This window comes from Bradyrhizobium ottawaense, from assembly GCF_900099825.1.
In the GTDB taxonomy this organism is placed as follows: Bacteria; Pseudomonadota; Alphaproteobacteria; order Rhizobiales; family Xanthobacteraceae; genus Bradyrhizobium; species Bradyrhizobium ottawaense_A.
In genome coordinates, this window is record NZ_LT629693.1 from 2,237,115 (window position 1) to 2,257,879 (window position 20,765).

Annotated in this window: 17 protein-coding genes; 7 read left to right on the forward strand and 10 right to left on the reverse strand. The window is 59.0% G+C overall.

Annotated elements, in window-relative coordinates; translation table 11 throughout:
* Positions 1–579: 579 nt before the first annotated feature.
* The 6 genes from BLR13_RS10405 (at position 580) to BLR13_RS10430 (ending at position 6,823) form a co-directional block, all read left to right on the forward strand.
* The gene (locus BLR13_RS10405) at positions 580–1,563 is read left to right on the forward strand and encodes an ABC transporter permease (RefSeq protein ID WP_433994262.1); all 984 of its coding nucleotides are present in this window, start codon (positions 580–582) and stop codon (positions 1,561–1,563) included.
* An 11-nt stretch (positions 1,564–1,574) separates the two neighbouring features.
* Positions 1,575–2,495, forward strand: coding sequence for an ABC transporter permease (locus tag BLR13_RS10410; protein ID WP_197679537.1), 921 nt, complete (start codon positions 1,575–1,577; stop codon positions 2,493–2,495).
* Positions 2,492–3,514 carry an ABC transporter ATP-binding protein gene (locus tag BLR13_RS10415; protein ID WP_074824761.1) on the forward strand — a complete coding sequence of 341 codons (1,023 nt, stop codon included), beginning with the start codon at positions 2,492–2,494 and terminating at the stop codon, positions 3,512–3,514. Before BLR13_RS10410 ends, BLR13_RS10415 begins: the two co-directional genes overlap by 4 nt.
* Positions 3,495–4,427, forward strand: a complete 933-nt coding sequence (locus BLR13_RS10420; RefSeq protein WP_074831675.1) for an ABC transporter ATP-binding protein — start codon at positions 3,495–3,497, stop codon at positions 4,425–4,427. The genes BLR13_RS10415 and BLR13_RS10420 overlap by 20 nt, the downstream gene beginning before the upstream one ends.
* 65 nt (positions 4,428–4,492) lie before the next feature.
* The gene (locus tag BLR13_RS10425; protein ID WP_074824756.1) at positions 4,493–5,683 is read left to right on the forward strand and encodes a MalY/PatB family protein; all 1,191 of its coding nucleotides are present in this window, start codon (positions 4,493–4,495) and stop codon (positions 5,681–5,683) included.
* 621 nt (positions 5,684–6,304) lie between these two features.
* Positions 6,305–6,823, forward strand: a complete 519-nt coding sequence (locus BLR13_RS10430) for a hypothetical protein (protein WP_074824753.1) — start codon at positions 6,305–6,307, stop codon at positions 6,821–6,823.
* Positions 6,824–7,293: 470 nt separating this feature from the next.
* On the opposite strand, the gene BLR13_RS10435 is transcribed toward BLR13_RS10430, so the two are convergent.
* A complete protein-coding gene (locus BLR13_RS10435; protein WP_074831673.1) occupies positions 7,294–8,250 on the reverse strand; it encodes a PDR/VanB family oxidoreductase in 957 nt (318 codons plus the stop codon).
* Positions 8,251–8,375: 125 nt separating this feature from the next.
* The gene (locus tag BLR13_RS10440) at positions 8,376–10,106 is read right to left on the reverse strand and encodes a thiamine pyrophosphate-binding protein (RefSeq protein WP_079586440.1); all 1,731 of its coding nucleotides are present in this window, start codon (positions 10,104–10,106) and stop codon (positions 8,376–8,378) included.
* Between the two features lie 246 nt (positions 10,107–10,352).
* Here BLR13_RS10440 and BLR13_RS10445 point away from each other — a divergent pair, with 246 nt between their 5' ends.
* The gene (locus tag BLR13_RS10445; protein ID WP_074824747.1) at positions 10,353–11,228 is read left to right on the forward strand and encodes a LysR family transcriptional regulator; all 876 of its coding nucleotides are present in this window, start codon (positions 10,353–10,355) and stop codon (positions 11,226–11,228) included.
* A gap of 76 nt (positions 11,229–11,304) precedes the next feature.
* On the opposite strand, the gene BLR13_RS10450 is transcribed toward BLR13_RS10445, so the two are convergent.
* From BLR13_RS10450 to BLR13_RS10485, 8 genes are all read right to left on the reverse strand, one after another.
* On the reverse strand, positions 11,305–12,738 hold the full coding sequence (locus BLR13_RS10450) for an aldehyde dehydrogenase family protein (protein ID WP_074824745.1): 1,434 nt from the start codon (positions 12,736–12,738) through the stop codon (positions 11,305–11,307).
* A gap of 205 nt (positions 12,739–12,943) precedes the next feature.
* Entirely contained in the window at positions 12,944–14,353 is a 1,410-nt protein-coding gene (locus BLR13_RS10455; RefSeq protein WP_074824743.1) for a M20 family metallopeptidase, read from the reverse strand.
* A gap of 5 nt (positions 14,354–14,358) precedes the next feature.
* A complete protein-coding gene (locus BLR13_RS10460; RefSeq protein WP_074824741.1) occupies positions 14,359–15,216 on the reverse strand; it encodes a VOC family protein in 858 nt (285 codons plus the stop codon).
* 4 nt (positions 15,217–15,220) lie between these two features.
* Positions 15,221–16,393, reverse strand: a complete 1,173-nt coding sequence (locus tag BLR13_RS10465; RefSeq protein WP_079586437.1) for an aromatic ring-hydroxylating oxygenase subunit alpha — start codon at positions 16,391–16,393, stop codon at positions 15,221–15,223.
* An 860-nt stretch (positions 16,394–17,253) separates the two neighbouring features.
* Positions 17,254–17,685: an SgcJ/EcaC family oxidoreductase gene (locus BLR13_RS10470; protein ID WP_157793694.1), complete on the reverse strand. Its 432-nt coding sequence runs from the start codon at positions 17,683–17,685 to the stop codon at positions 17,254–17,256.
* 184 nt (positions 17,686–17,869) lie between these two features.
* Entirely contained in the window at positions 17,870–19,000 is a 1,131-nt protein-coding gene (locus BLR13_RS10475) for an ABC transporter ATP-binding protein (RefSeq protein ID WP_171944976.1), read from the reverse strand.
* Positions 19,001–19,010: 10 nt separating this feature from the next.
* Entirely contained in the window at positions 19,011–19,811 is an 801-nt protein-coding gene (locus tag BLR13_RS10480; RefSeq protein WP_074824727.1) for an ABC transporter permease, read from the reverse strand.
* Positions 19,808–20,671: an ABC transporter permease gene (locus BLR13_RS10485; protein ID WP_143039762.1), complete on the reverse strand. Its 864-nt coding sequence runs from the start codon at positions 20,669–20,671 to the stop codon at positions 19,808–19,810. Before BLR13_RS10485 ends, BLR13_RS10480 begins: the two co-directional genes overlap by 4 nt.
* Positions 20,672–20,765 lie beyond the last annotated feature (94 nt).

Sequence of the window (20,765 nt, forward strand, 5' to 3'; positions counted from 1 at the left end):
GTCGGCTGCAATGTCTGGCACGAATGCTGTTGGAATGAATAGTTTCATTTTTGGAATTATCTAATGCAAAAGATCGATCAAAGACTCGTCGATTACTGTGGCAAGCTAATGAAGGTGCACTCGCTTGGACCACATGATGATGTCGCTTGCTCTCAACGTAGCGGGCGCTAAGGGACGGCTCTGGATTGCATGACACAGGTCATCGAACACTTCTCCTCTATCGACTCGTCTTGGGTGTCTCTTGGCGTCGAGCGTGCGATACCGTTAGCGGCCCCCGGCTTCAAGCTTCTCCTTACCGACGTCAGAGATCTACAGATCCGCTGCACCATCGCCAAGGCGACGGGACACCCCGGGCAACGCCCATTCGATTGCGAAAGCCGACCCGCGGTGGGGTGGCCCCGGCCGGAAAGCAGTGCGCGGACGGCCGAACACGGGGAGTTCTGGTCTCGGACTTGCGTCTTCGACGGCCAAGTCTACTGGGGTCGGGGCCGGCAAGGTTGTTTTGAACGCCATGTCGCGACGGGAGCGCCGATATGATCGGGTGCCTGACTGAATATCCGAAGTCCAAAGGAGCTTGAATTGGCAACATTCGGGCGCGCCCGACAGATGATTCGCCGTGTCGCGATCCAGGCGATCCCGACCATCCTCGGCATTATCGCGTTGAGTTTTCTCTTGTTGAATCTGATGCCCGGCGATGCCGCCGACGCGATCGCGGGAAAGTCCGGCTCCGCGACCGTGGAAACAATGGAGACACTGCGCCGAAGCCTCGGGCTCGATCAGTCTTTTTTCACGCGGCTCGTCACCTACGTTTCCAATATTGTCGCACTTAATCTGGGCACGTCGAGCAATTACAACGCGCTTGTCATCGATGTCATCATGGAGCGCCTCCCCAACACTTTGCTGTTGATGCTGTCGGCCTTCTTCATCGCCGTAACCTTCGGCATTTTCCTCGGATGGGTCATGGCCATCTTCGCTAACAAATGGCCCGACTGGTTGCTGACGATGATCGTTTTGCTGCTCTATTCCGCACCCGGCTTCTGGATCGGCTTGATGGCTATCGTGCTGTTCTCGGCACACCTCGGCTGGTTCCCAAGCGGCGGCATTGAGACAATCGGCATCGAGATGACCGGAATAGCGATAATACGCGACCGGATCCTGCATCTGATCCTGCCATCCATCGCACTGGCGACGTTCTTCATCGCTATCTACGCACGCCTAACGCGGGCGGCGATGCTGGAAGTGTTGCGTCAGGATTTCATGCGCGCTGCTGCGGCCAAGGGCCTTCATCCGCTCGTTCTGCAATTCCGCCACGCGCTACGCAACGCGCTTATTCCCGTGACAACGGTGGCAGGTCTTCACTTCGCAAATCTCCTGAGTGGCGCAGTGGTGGTGGAGACCGTTTTCAACTGGCCAGGGCTCGGCCGTCTGACCCTGGACTCGTTGATCGCCCGTGATTTCAATGTGCTGCTCGGGATTCTGCTTCTGTCGTCAATTATCGTGATCGGCACTAACGTCGTCATCGACTGCATTGTCATGTGGCTCGATCCCCGCATCGAGATTTAGCAGGTAGGCTGATGATCATGACGGATGTCATTGCTAATGAACCGGACAGTCCGATTCCTGCCTCCAGAAAGGATCCGATAAGATTTATGCCAACCAAACGACGCCCCCTGCCAGCCTGGCTGCGCGACCCGTTCCTTTGCTTCGCCGTGATCATCTTGCTCGGCATCATCTCCATTGCGATCGCAGCCAACCTGATCTATCCGACCGACCCGCTCGATATGGTGGCGCAGCCGCTGCTTTGGCCCGGACAAGACATGGATTATCCGCTCGGGACGGATGCGCTGGGACGTGATGTCGCCGCTGGCATCGTCCACGGTGCCCGCGTCTCCCTACTGGTTGGGTTCTTCGCGGCGCTCATCGGCCTCGTAATCGGCACCACGATCGGCGCGCTCGCGGGCTATTTTGGTGGCATCGTCGACAATGTTCTGGTTCGACTGACCGAGTTGTTCCAGACGATTCCGCCGACCTTGCTGGTCATCGTCATTCTCGCAATCGGCGACCCATCGGTGTTCCTAATTGTCCTCTCGATCGGGATTGCCTCCTGGCCGATGATTGCCCGGCTTGCGCGCTCCCAGTTCATGGCATTGCGTGAAGCCGATTTCGTCATGGCCTCGCGCAGCCTTGGCTATGGTACCTCGCGCATCATTGTTCGGGAAATCCTGCCGAATGCCCTCCCGACAATCGTGGTTGCGACATCGGTGCTGGTCGCGAACGGCATTCTCGCGGAAGCCGGTTTGTCCTTCCTCAATCTTGGCGACCCCAATCGTGTGAGCTGGGGCAGCCTGATCGGCAACGGCCGCTCGATGCTGCGGGATGAATGGTATCTGTCGGCGTTACCCGGCGTTGCCATTGTCCTCACCGTCCTGTCCATCAACATCATCGGCGACCGTTTGACCGACATCCTCAATCCGCGATCGGGCAGCACCCGATGACATTCTCGGATCGACAGAATCCTGTCCTTGAAGTTCGCGATCTTCAGGTCGGTTTTCCAAACAGTATCGCAGTGCAGGGAGTAAGCTTTGCCATCGCACAGGGAGAGACCATGGCGCTGGTTGGCGAATCCGGCTGCGGTAAGTCCCTGACGGCGTTCTCTATTCTGCGATTGCTGCCGCCGACTGCCTCGATCATCGGCGGACAAGTGCTATTCGACGGGCTCGATCTCGCCACAGTATCGGCGCGGAAGCTGCGCCAGATCCGCGGCAAGGGAATCTCGATCGTCCTCCAGGAGCCAATGACATCCTTGAACCCCGTTCTCACCATCGGCACCCAGATTTGCGAGGTCATTCTGCGGCACGAAAAGCAGTCGCGTCGCAAAGCCAAGGATCGCGTGATCGAATTGCTCGACCTGGTCGGCATTTCCGAGCCACATCGCCGCTACGACCAAATTCCTCATAATTTTTCCGGCGGAATGAGGCAGCGAGTAATGATCGCGATGGCTGTCGCATGCAATCCGCAGCTGCTGATCGCTGACGAGCCCACTACGGCGCTCGACGTCACCATCCAAGCTCAGGTGATGGATCTATTAGACCGCCTGCGACGCCAACTCTCGATGGCGGTGCTGCTGATCACTCACGATCTGGGCGCGGTGGCGCAATGGGCCGACCGGGTGGCCGTCATGTATGCTGGTCGGATTGTCGAACAAGCCTCAGTCAGTGAGTTTTTCGCTGGCCCGAAGCATCCTTATTCCCAAGGCCTGCTCAGCTCGGCTGCCGGCGACGGCTCACATTATACAAACCAGCGCCTCACCGAAATCAAAGGCTCGATAGCCTCGGCGGCCGGCGAGTCAGGTTGTTCGTTTGCTCCCCGATGCCCCGCCGCAGTCGCTTCCTGCCGCGCTGCCCCCCCTACGCTCGAAACGATCGGTCCAGGCACCGTTCGCACTGGATGGTCGGTTGCGTGCAGTCAGCTTCAAGTCCCGGGAGATAAACGTGATTCCGCTGCTTTCGATTGAGAACTTGCGCACCAGCTATACTTCCCAGGGACACACCCTGCATGCGGTGGATGGCGTCTCCCTCGAGGTCCGAGAGCACGAGACGGTCGGGTTGGTCGGCGAATCCGGTTGCGGAAAATCGACACTCGGCAAGACCATCGTCCGGTTGCTGCGCCCGAGCGAAGGCGCGATACGTCTCAACGGCGAAGACATCAGTCAGCTTAAAGAGAGGTCACTGCGAACCGCGCGTCGCACCGTTCAGATGGTTTTTCAAGATCCCTTCGGATCGCTCAATCCGCGCCAGCGCATCGGCACCATCCTTGATACGCCACTCAAGGTTCATGGCATCAATGATGCCAAAGAGCGTCTAAGACGAACTCTTGAGATCACGAACAAAATCAGTATTCCGCAGGACGCCTTGCAGCGCTATCCGCACGAATTCTCTGGCGGGCAGCGCCAGCGAATCGGAATCGCCAGAGCACTAATCCTGCGACCCCGGCTCCTCGTCTGCGACGAACCCGTATCCGCGCTGGATTTGTCCATACAGGCGCAAATTCTCAATCTGCTGGTTGACCTCAAGAAAGATCTCGGCCTCTCTTATCTGTTCATCTCACACGATTTGTCCGTTGTACGCTATTTTGCCGACCGCGTGCTCGTGATGTATCTCGGCCGCATCGTCGAAAGCGCAGACCACGTTACATTGTGGCGTAACCCGCGCCACCCCTATACTCGCGCGCTGTTGGCGTCGATTCCATCATTAAAGTTAGGCAAAAAGCCTGTGAACGTCTTGCCGGGAGAGGTGGGACAGGGTGTGCCTGAGCGCGGATGCCGGTTCAGAGCACGGTGTCCCGTGGCAGTCCAACAGTGCGAAACCTGCGATCCGCCCCTGCGAAAGCTCCCGGATGGCAACGCGGTCGCCTGTCATCTCGCCTAAGGGCAAAAAGTCCAATACCGGAAAAACGCGCGCGGCGCCAGTAACAACGAAGAGCAGTTGCAGCAATGACCAGTACACCAACTATCAGTTTCGAATTGAACCGGGCCGATCTGCGGGCGCGCCGCAATGCCAAATGGAGTCAGTATGGTCCAGATGTCCTACCGGCCTTCGTCGCCGACATGGATTTTTCGGTTGCGGCGCCAATCCAAACAGCGATCGAGCGAATCGTTAGGGATCGGGACTATGGCTATCCAATGCGCGAAGGCAATAAGGCAGAGTTGATCGTCGCCAAATCCTTCGCCAGACGAATGAAAGCCCTGTACGACTGGGATCTCTCGCCGGACCTCGTCTTGCCCGTGGCAGATCTGGTTCAGGGAACCTATGCTCCGATCCTCGCGTTCTCGGATCCTGGCGACAGCATCATTCTGCAAGTCCCGAGTTACCCGCCGTTTCGCGACGCCATTAACGGCACAGAACGCAGGCTGCTTCCTCTGCCTATGCGCGACGATGGGACACGTTACGCTTTCGACATGAGCGAACTTGAGACGCTGGTGGAAGAAGGGACTCGCATCTTCGTACTCTGCAATCCGCAAAATCCGACAGGACGCGTCTTCCGACGCGACGAACTTCTATCGCTCGCTCAATTCGCAATCGCTCACGATCTTATTGTGATCTCCGACGAGATTCATTCCGATCTGGTTTACCCGGGGCAACAGCACGTACCGTTTGCATCTCTAGGATCAGAAATAGCTTCCCGTACCATTACCCTCAACTCGGCGACTAAAAGTTTCAATATTCCGGGCCTCCGTTGCGCGCTTATTGCATTTGGCAGCGAAGACCTGCGCGAACGGTTTGAAAAACGCATTCCGCTGAGACTAGCCGGTCAGGGCAATATAATCGGCGTCGATGCGACGGTCGCCGCTTGGAACGAATGCCAGCCCTGGCTTGACGCGGTCATGGATCATCTTCTCAAGGCGCGCAACCGAATAAAGGCCGTGCTCAAGGCGGAAGTCCCGGAAATCCACCTCCATGCGCCAGAAGCGACCTATCTCGCTTGGCTTGATTGCAGCAAGCTCAAGCTGTCAACCTCGGCGTTTCAGTTCTTTCTGGATAAGGCGCGGATCGGCTTCAGCCCCGGCGAGAGTTTCGACCCGAATTGTGCATCGTTCGTGAGGTTCAACTTTGCAACCTCGACGCCGATTCTCGACGAGATTCTGGATCGCATTATTATTGCAGCGAGGCAGAGTGACAGCTGACAACTCTCGCAAGAGAGCTCCGCCGAAGTCTGATTGGATCACTCCGGTGCGGCCAGTCGTTGCATTGCATCCATTCGGCGTTTCGAGGCCCAGAGGTTCACACGCAGCGTAATCGCTCCGGGAGTTTGACCGTCGTTACTCTCGGCTTCAACAGTGAATGTCGTCGCCACACTATCCGTCGCCGGCGCAATCGGGACGACCACAACGGGAAGCACCGTCACGATTGAAGGCATGTTTTGATGCGGTCCAGAGACGCCTGTTAAAGGGCCTCGTCGTACAGCAGGTTCAGATCTCGATATCGCCTGGGCACCTCAAAGGGGCGCCGCAGGATTGCACCAGGCCGATCCGAATCACGACTCGCCGAACGCACCGACTTAGTCATTTGGGGCGCCTGATCGCCATCGCGTGTCCGGAAAGGTGGGGCGAATATGACGTATCTTGAATACTGGCCGGAGATATCCTTGGGGAAACACTTGCGGCCCTTGTTAGAGATTTCCCCATGCAAGCCAGTCGACGTATCGACTTCTATCGCCCTCCGCCACGTTAAAAGCGATTTCGAACGGCGCATTCAAATCGCTTTCTCGGTCGTTCCCAGTAAAGTTCAGAAATTCTGCCGCGTTCGTGGACCGCGAGGACCGCGGCATCGTCGTGCTCGTCCAGGGCAGGCATGCCGATGGCGGGGAAGTCGGCTTGTGGGTGGTGCGCTCCCTCGCCGCCAGCGCTCGCAGCATTCAAGGCCCCTATCGAAACTCCAAGCCAGCCACGGTTCACATGGAGCAATGGATCGCTTCCGGCGAGGCTGGCGACGGCTTGGGAATCGAGAGCTGGCGCATCCACGACGAGGCGGGTCACGGCCTCACAATGTATCTGCACTACCGGGCAGGGATGCCGGTCCAAAGCACATCTCACATGACGATGCGAGGCGGGCCCGATCCGGCCTTCAGACGGATCTATCACACGGACAAGGGAGCGGACGTTGTCAGAAGTCTCCCCATGGCGGTCAATAGCGTCCAGGAGTTTCGCTTTAGGAGCACGCTGGAGGAGTTTGCCGAGGTCTTCGACGGAAACGAGAACCTAGTCAGCATCGCAGTCGAGCCCTGGTATATGCGGCGGGTGCTGGTCCCGGCGAGCGAAGAGTAGATACCCGCACGAGGGCCGCCCGCTGAGGGACGGCGACCCGCGTATTCCAGACGTCGGATTTGGTCTCGACCGCCTCTATGGTGTTCCCAGATAGCTCACTGTTACCCAGCAATATCTTTATTGGACCGTGCGTGCCCGTCCAGAGCCTAGGGACGGTATGATTTCTTGCAAGTCTTCGCGGAGAGACCTGAGACGACGAAATCAAGAGCCACAATCCACACGCCAACGAGATTTCTAAGTTCGTCCGAGAGTGTTTTCATACCGTCAACTTGTCCGCAGAAGAGTCCTGACCACAGCCCCAGCTGGCAGGCCGCGTTTCACGGCTTCGATTCCGGGCGCCGTTTGGACGACGAAGATTGACGACGCACTGCAAAAGCTCCCGAGACCGCCACCCTAGCAGCCCGGCAAACTGTGCAAACGTCGCGTGCTGCTCGCTACGCATCGGTAACGCTCAATCGAGACGGTTACGTCTAGAGACTGAGCTTGAGCCGGCCGCCCGCCGACCGCGAACAGCAAGTTACGATTTTGGTCGTGCGCTCGTGATCGAAGAGTACCGTATCCCGATGAAGCGGGACGCCATCTAACACATCGACAACGCATGTTCCGCAAACGCCCTGCCGACAGAGAAAGGGCACATCGAGGCCAGCGCGCCGCATGGCGTCGAGGATCGTGTCCTGAGACGAAACCTGGATGATCTGCCCCGTGTCAGCAATCTCGATCTCGAACGTCCGATTTTCCGTTTGCGGGCCGGTGCCGAAGCTTTCGGTGTGGAGGCGACCCACGGGCCAACCCGCACAGGCCTTGATGACCAGCGCCATTAGCCCGGTGGGACCGCAGAAATAGAGATGCGCCCCCGACGCCAGTGTCTTCGCCCCCAGGCCTTCCACGTCTAGGCGGCGAGCCGGGTCCCCGCCGCTGACATGGACCGTTGTATGCCGGGCGTACGTGTCTTGCCGAAGCACGGGTAGAAAGGCAGCTCCCGCTTCATCGTGGACGCAGTAATGCAAACACCAAGCGGCGCGGCGACGAGCCAGCGTCCGGATCATCGACAGGATCGGCGTGATGCCGATGCCACCGGCGATAAAGACGTGCGCCGAAGCATCGTCCGCAATCTCGAAGGTGTTGCGCGGTGGGGATATCATCAGGACATCGTCACGGCCTACGGTGTCGTGCAATTCCTGCGACCCGCCACGACCATCTGCATCGCGCTTGACGGCGATAACGTATTCCTGATCGCCAGCCGGGTCGTTGACGAGTGAATATTGCCGAACGATGCCGGATTGGAGAAACACGTCGATATGAGCGCCGGATGTAAAGGCTGGGAGTCTCACACCGTCCCCCCCGACGAGCCGATACGACCGGATGCCCGTCGCCTCAGTTCGTATTTCCGCGACCCGTGCGTTGATCTGTTCGACACCCGTCGTCATCAACGCGCGACTCCGGATCCCATCGCTGTCATCGCTTGTGCCCACAAAGCTCATCGCTCAAGCAGACTAGATTTTGCAACACGATTCACTTCGAATGACGTCATTTGAAGACGATTGTCTTACCGCTAACGCCGCTTTGGCGCGGCGGCTACTGCCAGCGGCGACGTGATGTCGGCGAATGATTGAGCCAGTGACGTTTGCACATCGATTACCGTCGGCTTGTTCGCACTCACGGCCTCCTGCAATGCTGACGCAAGCTCGGCTGGATCGGTCACACGCACGCCACGGCACCCCATGGAGCGAGCGATAGCGGCATAATCGAAGTCCTTGAATTCCGTCGCCACCGGCCCGTGGCCATGCAAGACCCAGCCAAGCGCCATATTGTTGAGCACCACGGTGATGATCGGAATGTCTTCTTCGATAGCTGTCATCAGTCCGTTCATTGTCATGGAGAAGCCGCCATCACCACACACCGCCACGACCGTCCGCTCGGGATGAACCAGCTTGGCCCCAAGTGCTGCGGGAATGGCAAAGCCCATCGGCCCCGAGCCTGCCGCCTGCAGGAAGCCGCCGGCCTGTTTCGTTTGATACCAGTGCGTCATCATGATGCGGTTTTCGCCGGCGTCGCATGTAACGATCGTATTGTCCGGCAGCGCGCGCATCATCTCACCGATTATGCGCTGCGGCAGGATTGGCGCGTCTTCTGCGAAATAGCCCGGCTGATCGAAATATCCTTTCTCCTTGCGCCATTTGGCAACGCGCCGTTCGCCGGCCTCTTTGCGGCCGGCTGAATCGATAGCCTCGCGCAGTTGCAGAAGCACCTGTCCGGCATCGCCAACAAGAACGTGCTCGGCCGGGAAAGTCCAAGATGCATTGCGCGGCTCTATGTCGATTTGAATGAAGGTCTGCCGCGTTGGATCCAAAAGATCCCGATTTTCCCAAGCGGTGTCGCTCGGCCCAAGCTTCGTGCCGACCGCTAACACCAGATCGGCTTCGCCAACGCAGGCGTTTGCCGCTTCGGTGCCGAATGTACCGAATACCCCGAGCGCTAACGGATGCGTCTCCGCGAAGATACCCTTGCCTGCGGCCGTCGTCACGACGGGCAAGCCCGCGGCTTCAGCCAGCGCGACCAAGGGCTTGTAAGCCTGCGCAATGCGCACGCCGTTACCAGCAACAATCACCGGCCGTTTGGCGGCTTGCAGTGCTTTGGCCGCGGCAGCAACACGGGTTATGTCTGCGGGGGGCGGCGCAGGCGGCAAATAATATCGGGTCGGATAGAGACATGGGTGGGAATCCGGCTTAACCGGTCCCAAAGACTCCTGTGCAAAGAGGATGGCAACCGGACCCGGCTGACCGGATACCGCATGCTTGATCGCAAGCTGAGTCGCCTGTACTGCGGCTACGGGCTCGTGGGCCTGCATCACTTGCTTGGTCACGGCACCGAACGCACGCCGCGCGTCCCAGCTTCCGTAATCACCTGTCGCCTGCTGATAGGGCGCGTGCAGATGAAACAGCGGCGCATCGGAGAAGTCAGTCAACAGCAGCATTGGCGAGCTGGAAAGATACGCCTCGATGATACCGATCATGCCATTACCGAGTACCCAGGGCCCTTGGCCAATCATGACGCCTGGTCGACGTGTCAGCCTGCCATAAACCTCGGCCATGACGGCTGCGAGCGATTCCTCGCGCACGAGTACCATGCGAAGGGAGTTCTTATGCTTGCCAAAACTGGAAACGATACGGGCCGTGTGACCGCCGGAGATGCCGAAGACATATTCGATACCGGCCTCCTGCAAGACGCGCCCGATCAAGGTAGTCGAGTGTTCTTCCTCGGACAGCATACGTTCGACAGTCATTCCGCTTTCCTCCTTTTTGTTCGTGGCAGCTCGAAAGAGATCGAGCGGCTCTCGCTAAATTTTGTCGACAAGAAGTTCTTGCCGAACGGCTTCCCGGCCGGATTTTGATCTCTAAGGGAGCTAACCTGCCGCGCGTTGCGGTAGATATTGACCAACACTTGCATTCCTGAATTAGGACGTCCAATATTATTGAAGACACCATTTGAGTATAGAAATGCTATGAAACCGCTCCCACTCGATTGTTCAATGCGCGACCTTCGAGCCTTTATGGTTCTTGCCGAAGAACTTCACTTCGGTGAGGCCGCCAAGCGGCTCGGCGTCGCTCAGCCGCCGCTTAGCCAAACGATCAAGCGGCTCGAGACAAAACTCGGTTGCGCGCTGTTCGAGCGTCATACGAGGCGGACGGACCTGACCGAGGCAGGCAGGGCCTTAAGGGAAGCGACGGCGAGAATCATGGATGAATTGGGCCGAGCCGTGAGCGACGTCAGACGACTTGATGCTGGCGAGAGCGGGTCGCTGGCGGTCGGTTTTCCTACCACGGTCGCTGTCACCATCCTGCCGAAGATCTTGCGGGATTTCCGCAACCGGAATCCGAAGATAGAACTGAGACTCTATGAGGTGCCTAGCATGGAGCAAGTCGAGCGAATTCGCGCGGGCTCACTCGATCTTGGCTTTGTCAACGAACCGATTGTCAGACCCGAACTGCAGTCGGTCAGTGTGCAAGTCGAACCGTTCGACCTGCTGCTACCCGCGAAACACAAACTGCTGCGACGTCGCGGCCCAATCCCAGTGGAGGCTCTATCCGGTGAAGGTTTCATAATGTTCCCCCGCAAGCTCGGTTCCGCGTTCAACGATCGGATCCTCGAAATATGCCAGGCAGGGAATTTCACGCCGCGCGTAGTGCAGGAGGCGCTTACCTGGAGCACGATTGCTGCCCTGGTCGATGCCAACATTGGCGTGTCTCTCGTGCCGAGCAGCCTACGTCGCCTGCGCGTTGGCAACGTGGTGTACCGCAGCATCTCCCCATGTGCAGTCCAAACCTTCACGTCAGTGGTGTGGCGAACGGAGAACCGTCGACCAGCACTGCTGAGATTTGTTGAAGCGGTGAAGATGGCCGGATGACCAAGTGTCCAGACCAGGCCGACGAGCGCCTGCTACGTCGTCGCCTTTCAGCCGCGTGGCGCGCGCCGGGCCCCGACTAGCCGTGTTTGACCGCTACAGTCTTCAGCGAGGCACAACCGAAGAGTGCAGCGAAGCCTTTTTCACGGCCGTGGCCAGAGCCTTTCATCCCTCCGAATGGCAATTCTACTCCGCCGCCGGCGCCGAAATTGTTGATGAGAACCTGGCCCGATTTGAGCTTACGTGACAATCGCATGCCACGCCCGAGATCTCTGGTCCACACACCGGAAACCAGGCCGTACGGCGTACCGTTCGCGACACGCAGGGCGTCCGCCTCATCGCGCACACGAATCGCCACCAACATGGGGCCAAAGATTTCTTCTTGGGCGAGCACGTGATCGGGCGGCACGTCGCCGATCAGCACGGGTTTCACGTAATAGCCGCCCTCGGGCGCGTTTGAAGCTATGGTGCCAGCACCGATGGTGGGAAGCCGGTGGCGTTCGGCGAGGTCAATGTATCTTTTCACTCGCGTCAACTGCTGGGCGTTTATCAGTGGGCCGAGATCGAGATTCCGGTCGGAGGGACCCTCTTGCAGGGCTGAGAATCGGGCGGAGAGATTGGCAGTGAAATTGTCGTAGACAGAGTCTTCGATCAACACGCGGGAGCCGGCGGCACAAGTCTGACCGCAGTTCTGGATGATTGCATTTACGACGGTCGCCGCTGCGGTATCGAGATCGGCATCAGCGAAGACCAACTGTGGGCTCTTACCGCCAAGCTCTAGCGTCACAGGAATGCGGTTGACGGCGGCGGCCTGCTGTACCAGCGTGCCTACCTCTGGTGAGCCCGTGAAGCTGATATGACCGACCCCGGGATGCGCCGCAAGAGCCGCGCCCGCTTCCTCTCCAACGCCCGTGACGACATTGAACGCGCCAGGCGGGAAGTCCGCCTCCTCGGCCAGCCTTGCGAGAGCGAGGGCCGTCAGAGAAGCATCCTCCGCGGGCTTCACCACGCAGGCGTTGCCCATAGCCAAAGCAGGACCGACGGAGCGACCGATGATTTGCATCGGATAATTCCAGGGGATGATGTGGCCGGTGACGCCGTGCGGCTCCCAATGAGTAAAGACTGTGAAGCCTTGTTCATAGGGGATGGTATCGCCATGAACCTTGTCAGCGGCCCCTCCGTAAAATTCGAAGTAGCGGGCACAGGCAATGGCGTCGGCGCGACCTTGGCGCAGCGGCTTGCCGACATCTTGGCTCTCCATGCGTGCAAGCTCCTCAGTGTCGCGCTGAATGAGCTGGCAGAGGCGAGTTAGCAGGCGACCACGCTCGGTGGCGGAAAGTCGGCCCCATTCGCCATCGAGCGCGGATTGGGCCGCGGTGACGGCTGCAGATATATCAGCAGGCGTACCGCGGGCGATGCGGGCGACGGAAACGCCGTCTGAGGGGTCGATCACCGGCAACGTGGAAGTTGGCGCGCGCCAGGTGCCGCCGATGAAATGTCCATGGACTTGCATTGCCGTGTTTTCTCCGAAGAATTAATGACGCGAGTCTTGATGCCGGTCGCCTTTGGACGTCCTGGCGGACGATCGGCCAGTAGAAGCCCAGGCGTGAACGCGCACTCGGCCGGGAGCCGAGCTACACGTTCGTATTCGTCATGCGTGTTGTCGAAAAATCGGCGGTTCGATAGGCATCGAGGCGGGACAGGATGACGCCGCGCTTTTATACCGGCGGCTGCACATCTTCCGGAATTGGACAGACGTACCCCTCCGGACCGACACGCCTGGCCAGATCCGCCTTGGCGCTCGCAATGAGGGACGGGTCAAGCAAGGCCTCAGCCGCGACGCCCGCCATCGCCTTGGCCGCGGTCACCATTCCTTTGTGCGCTTGGCTCGATTTGCCCTGCGCCGTTGCCTGCCAGGTGTGTGCCTGGGTGCCGATGGCCCAGGTCGCGACACGCGCCCACACCGTGGGCACGACCCAGCTCACGTCCCCCACGTCGGTCGAACCGTTCAGCGAGGCCGCCTCGCACTCCAACGGAATGACCCCGTCGTGCAGGGCAAGCGCACGCTCCGGTGGCAGCCCGACGCGGCGGAAGGACGCCTCTATATCAGCATCGGTCAGGGTCTTGCGGATAGCTTCGGCGTAGCCCCTGTCAGCATCGTCGAATGAAGGTGGCCCGACGCGGCTCAGGTTACGGTGCATTGCCTCTTCAAGGGGCGTATTGGCCACAAGGTTGGACATGCCGCTCAAGACCTTGTCCTTCACAGTAGTCTCGGTCATCAGAGCGGCGCCGGCGGCGACTTGCCGGACGCGGCGCAGCAGCGACCACATGTCCCGCAACTCGGCCGCGCGCACCACGTAGCGGAGCGTAGCCGTCGCTTGCACGACGTTCGCCGCGATCCCGCCCGCGTCGAGATAGGCGTAGTGGATGCGCGCGTCCGTAGGCATGTGCTCGCGCATGTAGTTGACGCCGATGTTCATCAGCTCGGCGGCATCGAGCGCGCTCCGTCCGAGATGAGGGGCTGCGGACGCATGGCTGGCGCGCCCGGTAAAGGTGAAGTCAACGAACGTGTTGGCAAGGGATTGGGCGGCGATGACAGATGTGAAGGTGCCAGGATGCCAAGTGATGGCGATGTCGACGTCGTCGAAGACACCCGCACGCACCATGAAGCCCTTGGCCGCGCCACCTTCCTCGGCCGGACAGCCGTAATAGCGAATGCGCCCTTTGACGCCATTGGCCTCAAGATAGTGCCGGATGGCAACCGCCGCCAAAAGCGCGCCAGCCCCCAGAAGATTGTGGCCACAGCCGTGCCCCGAGCCGCCCGGAGCAAGCGGCACCGGTTCAGCAACGCCGGCCTGCTGGCTGAGACCAGGCAGCGCATCGTACTCTCCAAGAACCGCGATGACCGGGCCCCCGTCTCCGGCTTCGCCCATGACGGCAGTCGGCATCCCCGCGACATTGTCGGTAATGCGGAAACCGTGACGTCGCAGCTCGGCGGTGTGCGCAGCTACCGCCTTATGCTCTTCGAAGAGGAGCTCCGGGGTATCCCATATCTGCTCGCTTAGCTGCGTGAGCGCCGGGCTGTGGTCGTCGACATGTTGCCATACTTGCTCGTAATTTCTCTGCATCTGACTTAGCCTTCTCTGAACTCGAGTATCATGCCCGCCGTCGCATCGCCGAGGGGCACGACGCCTCCGGGCGAACTCCTAATGGTGGCGACGCCGTTGCGATCAAGGATCGCAGTAGCCGCCGGCAACGATGCGACCGCGACCGTCGCGCCGATCAGGCAGCCCGCGCGCGGAACGATAGGCAGCGCAGCGCCGGGGTAACGGGCGGCGGCGCCAGCGGGGGACAGGATGTGAAACATCGCGGATCCCCAACGTGCCGCAAAGCCCTCGGCAGTCACCTCCACCCTATCCGGCCCAACGAGCCGCGCATGGTCCGCGGCAAGCGACTCGGGCCGCGGATGCACCATCACGACCTCGGTCACGCCCAACGCACCGTTCGGATGCTCCATCCACTCGGGCCGATACACCAGCGATCGCGTCAGGTGACCGCAACTGAAAAGAGCGGGAAGTCCCGGCGCATCATCAGGGAAGCGCTGATTACGCCACGATGCGCGTCGCGGTCCATCTGGCGTGTCTACGGTGCGGCCACCTTCCGAGAGAGGCGGCGGATCGAAGCCGAGCGAAACTAGCTCCTTATGAACGGCAGAGCTGTCTGTCGGTCGTAGCCCGACGATGGCAGGACCCTCGTAACCGGGCGGAAGATACGCGAAGCGCGACGCCGCGCTGGTTTCCGGCGGGAAGTAGAGTAGCTCGATATAGTTTTCGGCAAACACCGCCGTATGATTCTGGGTGGGAAGCGGCGGCGCATGGAAACCACGCGGTGTAACGCGGAATCCAAGTGCTTCGAACCCAGCTTGCGCGCGGTCGATGTCCTGAACGAGCACGACGAGATGGTCGAGCCCGATTATTGATGTCAGCGGCATCTTGCTAAACGGCCTTCTGTTGCTTCTGCCTCTTTCTCTCGGCAAAGACCATGTCGAGGAGGTAGTTCTCGAAGCTGCGAATGGAGGCCTCGCGGTGAGAGAAGCGACCGATCTTGCGGAAGCGGGTAGCAAGGCCCCGCTGGACATCGAGAGCGATCTGGTTGTCCTCCTCCAGGACCGTCGTCGTGGTGGGATAGTAGTCCGCCGCGGCCAGTTCCTTGAAGTTCGGCAGCTCGATCGTGCTTTTGGGAAAGCACCAAGTCATCGCGACGCGAGTCCGCGTCAATGTCTCCGGGTACATCGTCATGTACTTGACGGTAGTTGGCGACAGGATGAGCTCGAAGGTCGGGCGCAGATGCACTTGATAGACGCCCGCCTTCTGCGCGTCGGACAATCCCTCGATAACGGGCAGCGGAACACCCGACGGCGCCGACAGATAATATTTGTTATACCAACAATCAAATGGCCCGGATGCCGATACGACCTCCATCAGATAGGGATTGGAAGGAGCCATATGTTTGCCGTGAATGAATTCGACGTGATATTCGTCGAGCGAATTCTCGGCATAGACTTTCCAATTACAATCCACCATGAATTCCACAGTGTACGTCGATTGGAGGTCCTCGCCCCGGTAGTTCCGCGCGAGTTCCGGCAAGTCTCCCAGCCAAGTGAGCAACGGCGGCGCCTCTGGGTCGAAATTGATGAAGATGAACCCTCCCCAGGTCTCGAGCCGAATGTTGACGAGCCCATGCTCTTCGGGCGTGAATTTAATTGTTTCCATCGGACGATGGCGCCCGGGCGTGGCCACGAGGCGGCCCGACAAATCGTAGGTCCATCCGTGATAAGGGCAGACGATGGCGCGGCAGCTGCCGGCACCCTTGAGCAGGGTAGCAGCGCGATGGCGACACACCGGCAGCACGGCGCGAAGTTCATTCTTTTCGTTACGGATGACGGACACGAGTTCGCCGCCGATGTCCACCGTGAAGTAGTCGCCCGGGTTCTTCACCTGCTCTACGCGGCCGATGCAATTCCACTCGCGGAAGAAGATTCCGCGCATCTCCGCCTCGAACCACTCTGGCGACGAATAGACGAAGCCCGGCAGGTTTGATGCCTCCTGCAACGGCCGGCGGGTCTCGGCAAAAAGACTTTCTCGAAAACTATCTGCGTTCGATTCCATAGAACTGCCTCGTCAAGTATGATAGCCGCGACCTCAAGTCGACGACCCTGTTCGGGCAGGAAGGTCACAACTCACGATTAGGAAGTCCAATACAATTAGAAGCTGCAATATATATGAACTTTGATATATATGAATCGTGATGCAGTTCACCTACATGGGCGTATGTCACTCGCTCAAAAATGAGACTCGCGCACCCTTGGCGCCGCCAGAACGCACGCGAGCGAGCCGCAGCCATTGTCCTCGCCCCGATTGGCGCCATCAGTTCCAAGTCTACGGCGTCGGTGACACGCGCTCTGTGCCATCGCCGTCATTGAATCACGGAGGCTGTATCACGGAAGCGTCTAACCAGGGCCCCGCCCTCGAGATCGCTGGCCACGACGACGAGATGGTCGAGCGTGCCAATTCGAGACTCTGGTATTCCCCCGCGCGCCCGCATCACCTCCTCCCTCCAAAGAACAGCTGCTGCAGATCCTGCTCATTGCCGAGGATGCCAGAGATCAGAGAGATCTCAGCACGGCGTCGACAAATCGTCGAAGGTCCCTCACCTTCCCATCTCAATCCGCAAAGACAAGCGGGATTGCGGATGATCATCGAAAGGGGTGAATCTTGCTTGTCGTTGTTGCAAGAACGGCCGCGCTTGCCGGAGAACGCTGACATGTCTCTTGTCGCCGGTCGGCATGTGGTCGGAAATGAGGGCAGCGTCGCCTTTGCGCACCTTTGAGAGCTACGGCCATCGGCCGGGCTCGGCGATGCGTCATGCAGCACTCTGTTGCGGAGTCGACAGCGCACCGCTCGCATCGACGCGACATGCAGCATATGTCCGCGGCGGCATGGCGCACGCAGAGCGCGTCTTCAATCAGCTACTTTGGCACGGGAGAGCCGTGGTGCTGTGCAATCAACCATTGACCGTCAGTCTTCATCATTGCGAACGTCAGGCGGTAACTAAGCAGGGTGCCATCCTTGAGGGTGAAATCTACAAATCCCGAGGTGAGCAACACATTCCGCCCCACCGCGATGGTGTGTTGATCACCCATTTTTACCCTGGTTCCCGCCGGAAGCTTGTTGAAATAGGTGCGCGCGCCTTCGGAGCCAGCGAATAGCTGCGCGGTCGATCCAAACAAGAGCGAATCTTCGGTGTAGAGAGCGACGATCTCGTCGACGTCGCCCGAATTGTAGACCTGCTCCCACTGAGCCCAAACCGCGGCAGCATCCTCAACCGGAGCAGCCCTCGCGGGTCCTGTTGAAAATAGAAATGACCCGAGCGAAATGCTGCTGACAAGATCATAGACCACGCTCTCATCCCTCAAATGCTCAAGACCAGACAAAACTTGTGAAGTAACCACCGCTGGGAGTCTTCACTGACGTTGTCGGGTGCCATAACGACGCCGCACGATAAGATTCTGCCAATACGTGCGGTTTTAGGCCTGACCAGGCGCCGTCGACCCATAGCTCGCGTCTACTTCTCCCAACCGATAATCAAGCCAGTTCAAGCTGCTGTAGCTCGACTCTTCCTACATCCTCGGCTCCAACGTCATCGACTACTAGAACGGCCCCTTCGAGCGATAGATACAGGTCAATGGCTTCTCCAGGATCAGGGATTTTAATTCCATAAGGAAAGCGACCTACAATGTGTGTTTCCGAGTTGATCAGAAAGATGACTTCCGTCTCGTGCCCGAGATATGCCACGTCCACGACTCGAGCAGGAAGGTTGGGCATTCCAGGCTCGGGTTGCAGGCGCACGTTATGCGGCGGCAAAGCAAGGCAGGTACGCGTCCCGCTGCCGAACGCGGTTGCGCGCACAACGACCTCCCCGCCCCCAATCTGAATGCGCGCGTGGCCGGAATCAGCCGCAGTGGCATTCGCTATCGGAAGAATGTTGTGGCCAGAGAAAAAGCGACCAACAAAGGCCGAAGTAGGTGCCCTGAACAACTCGGTCGGCGGGCCGACGGCAACTAGGTGCCCGCCACGAAGGATGGCGACGCGATCCGAGAGTGCGAGCGCCTCGTCACGATCATGGGTCACGTACAGGATGGTCGTTCCGAGCTCCCTGTGAATCCGCCGAATCTCGGCCTTCATCTCGCCTCTGATCTCGCGATCAAGCGCGGAAAGAGGTTCGTCCATAAGCAACAACGGTGGTTCGAATGATAGGACACGAGCCAAAGCCGCTCTTTGCTGCTGCCCTCCGGACAACTGGCGCGGCCTCTTCGCTTCGTGACCGTTTAGCCTCACTAAGTCGAGAACCTCCGCGACGCGCTCGCGCCGACGGGCCGGGTCCCAGCCACGCAGCTTGAGCGGATAACCAACATTTTCGGCAATCGTCATGTGCGGGAACAGGGCGTAGTTCTGGAACACCACGCCCAATTCGCGTTGACCCGGCGCCAATCGGGAGATGTCCTGGCCTCTCAGGAGGATCTGACCGGAAGTCGGCACTTGAAATCCTGCGATCAGCGAAAGAACCGTACTCTTGCCTGAGCCGCTTGGGCCCACCAGGGCGACGAGCTCACCGCTTCTCACCGAAAGGTTCACTCCCGCAAGTGCGACGCCTCGCCCATACTCCTTCGTTAGGGCCCGCAACTCCAAAAGTGGTTCGCTGTTCTGCTTCATCATGTCCATCTCATCATTGGAGTGGCCGACGGAGCAGTGAAGCTGCCGTGACCAGTAGAGCTGTCGCCGTCATCAGAATAGCCGAGATGGCCGCGATAGAAGGGTCCAGGCTGAACTGCATGGAATCGAATATCGCTTTGCTAAGTGTCGTAACGCCTGTTCCCCCAAGGAAGGACACGAGTACTGCATCATCAAAGCTGGTTAAGAAGGCGAAGATGAAGGCTGCGCCAAACGCAGGCAACAACAACCGAGCAGTGATGCCGGCGATCGCCCGTGGTCGTGTCGCGCCAAGACTCATGGCGATAAGTTCGTAGTCTTTCGGGATACGACGCAGCATCGTCAAAAGAGCAATGATCGTTACGGGGAGTGCGAGCACTGCGTGGGCCAAAACGAGGCCAAACATGCTGCCGATGAGCTGCAACTTCACGAAGACGAAGTAAAGGCCGACTGAATAGGAAGTCAGCGGGATGATCATCGGCCCAAGGCTAAGATATTCACAGCACCGGGACAGGAGGTCGTCTCGTCGAGCGATTGCGTACGCCGCGGGCGACGCGATGGTAAGGGCCAACGCCGCCGCGCACAATGCGACTTTGAACGAAACCCCGAGGGTACTCAGCCACAGGGGCGAAGACAAGACCATCCGATAGAGCGAGAGTCCCCAGTTCTGGGGCGGGAAATAAAGTATGGATTCATCGGAAAACGAAAGGACCAGCACTAGAACCGCCGGAAGCAACGAGGCGGCGACCGTCAACGCTTGCAGAAAGCGCACGAACACGATTGCGGCTTCACTAAACGCAAATGCGGCTCGTCTCATCCGAGTGCTCGCTTCAAGCTTTGGCCGCCCAGGAGCCAACTCGCCAAAACAACGATGAGACCGGCTACCGCTGTCAAAACGGCACTGTCCGTCGCTGCGCCAACGGTATCAAACCGCAGGAAAAGGTCGCCCTGAACGAGTGTGGAAATGTACGGCGTCTGAGCTCCTCCAAGGATGACGGGAGTGACGTAAAAGCCCAAGCAGATCACGAAAACGATCGTACCCGTCGCCAAGATGCCCACTAGCGACAAGGGGATGATGACGGAAGAAATCGCGCCGGCCCTGGTGGCGCCCAAGCTCTCGGCGGCTCGGACCAGATCGCTGTCGATAGTTGCGAAGGTCACAAACAGGGGCAATACGCCATAAGGGAGCATCGTATGCACCATGGCGATAATTACGGCCCAAGGCGTGTAGAGAAGGCCGACCGACTCCGACGTAAAGCGCAAAGTCTGGGCAGCTTCGCTCAATATGCCATGGCGGCCGAGAATGATCATAAAGGCATAGGTCTTGATGACGATGTTCATCCACAGTGGAGCGAGCACGGCCAACCAAATGATCGATTTCCACACCGTAGAACCGGGCATGCGGAGCGTCCAGGCAAGTGGAGCGGCGAGAATCACGGTCCCGAACGTCACGGTTAGACTAATCAGGACCGTGTATTCGAGGGCGCGCACATTTGCCGGAACTTGGAAGAAACTTGCGAACTGGCGAAACCCGCCCGCTTCCAATGGAAGCATTAGTATCTGCGAGATCGGAAAAACGACCAAGAGCAAAAGCAGAACGATCAGCGGCATTGAAAGAATTAGCGCGGAAGCGAATCCTAACTCCGGGTTCCAGCCGCCACTCGGTCTGTTGGCCACGAACCCTCGCCGGAGCCAGAAGGCTCGTATGTTCCTCGTTTCAGGCAAACTCGTAACTTCCTCGTTTAGGGACGAACCGTGCAGCCTTTGATCT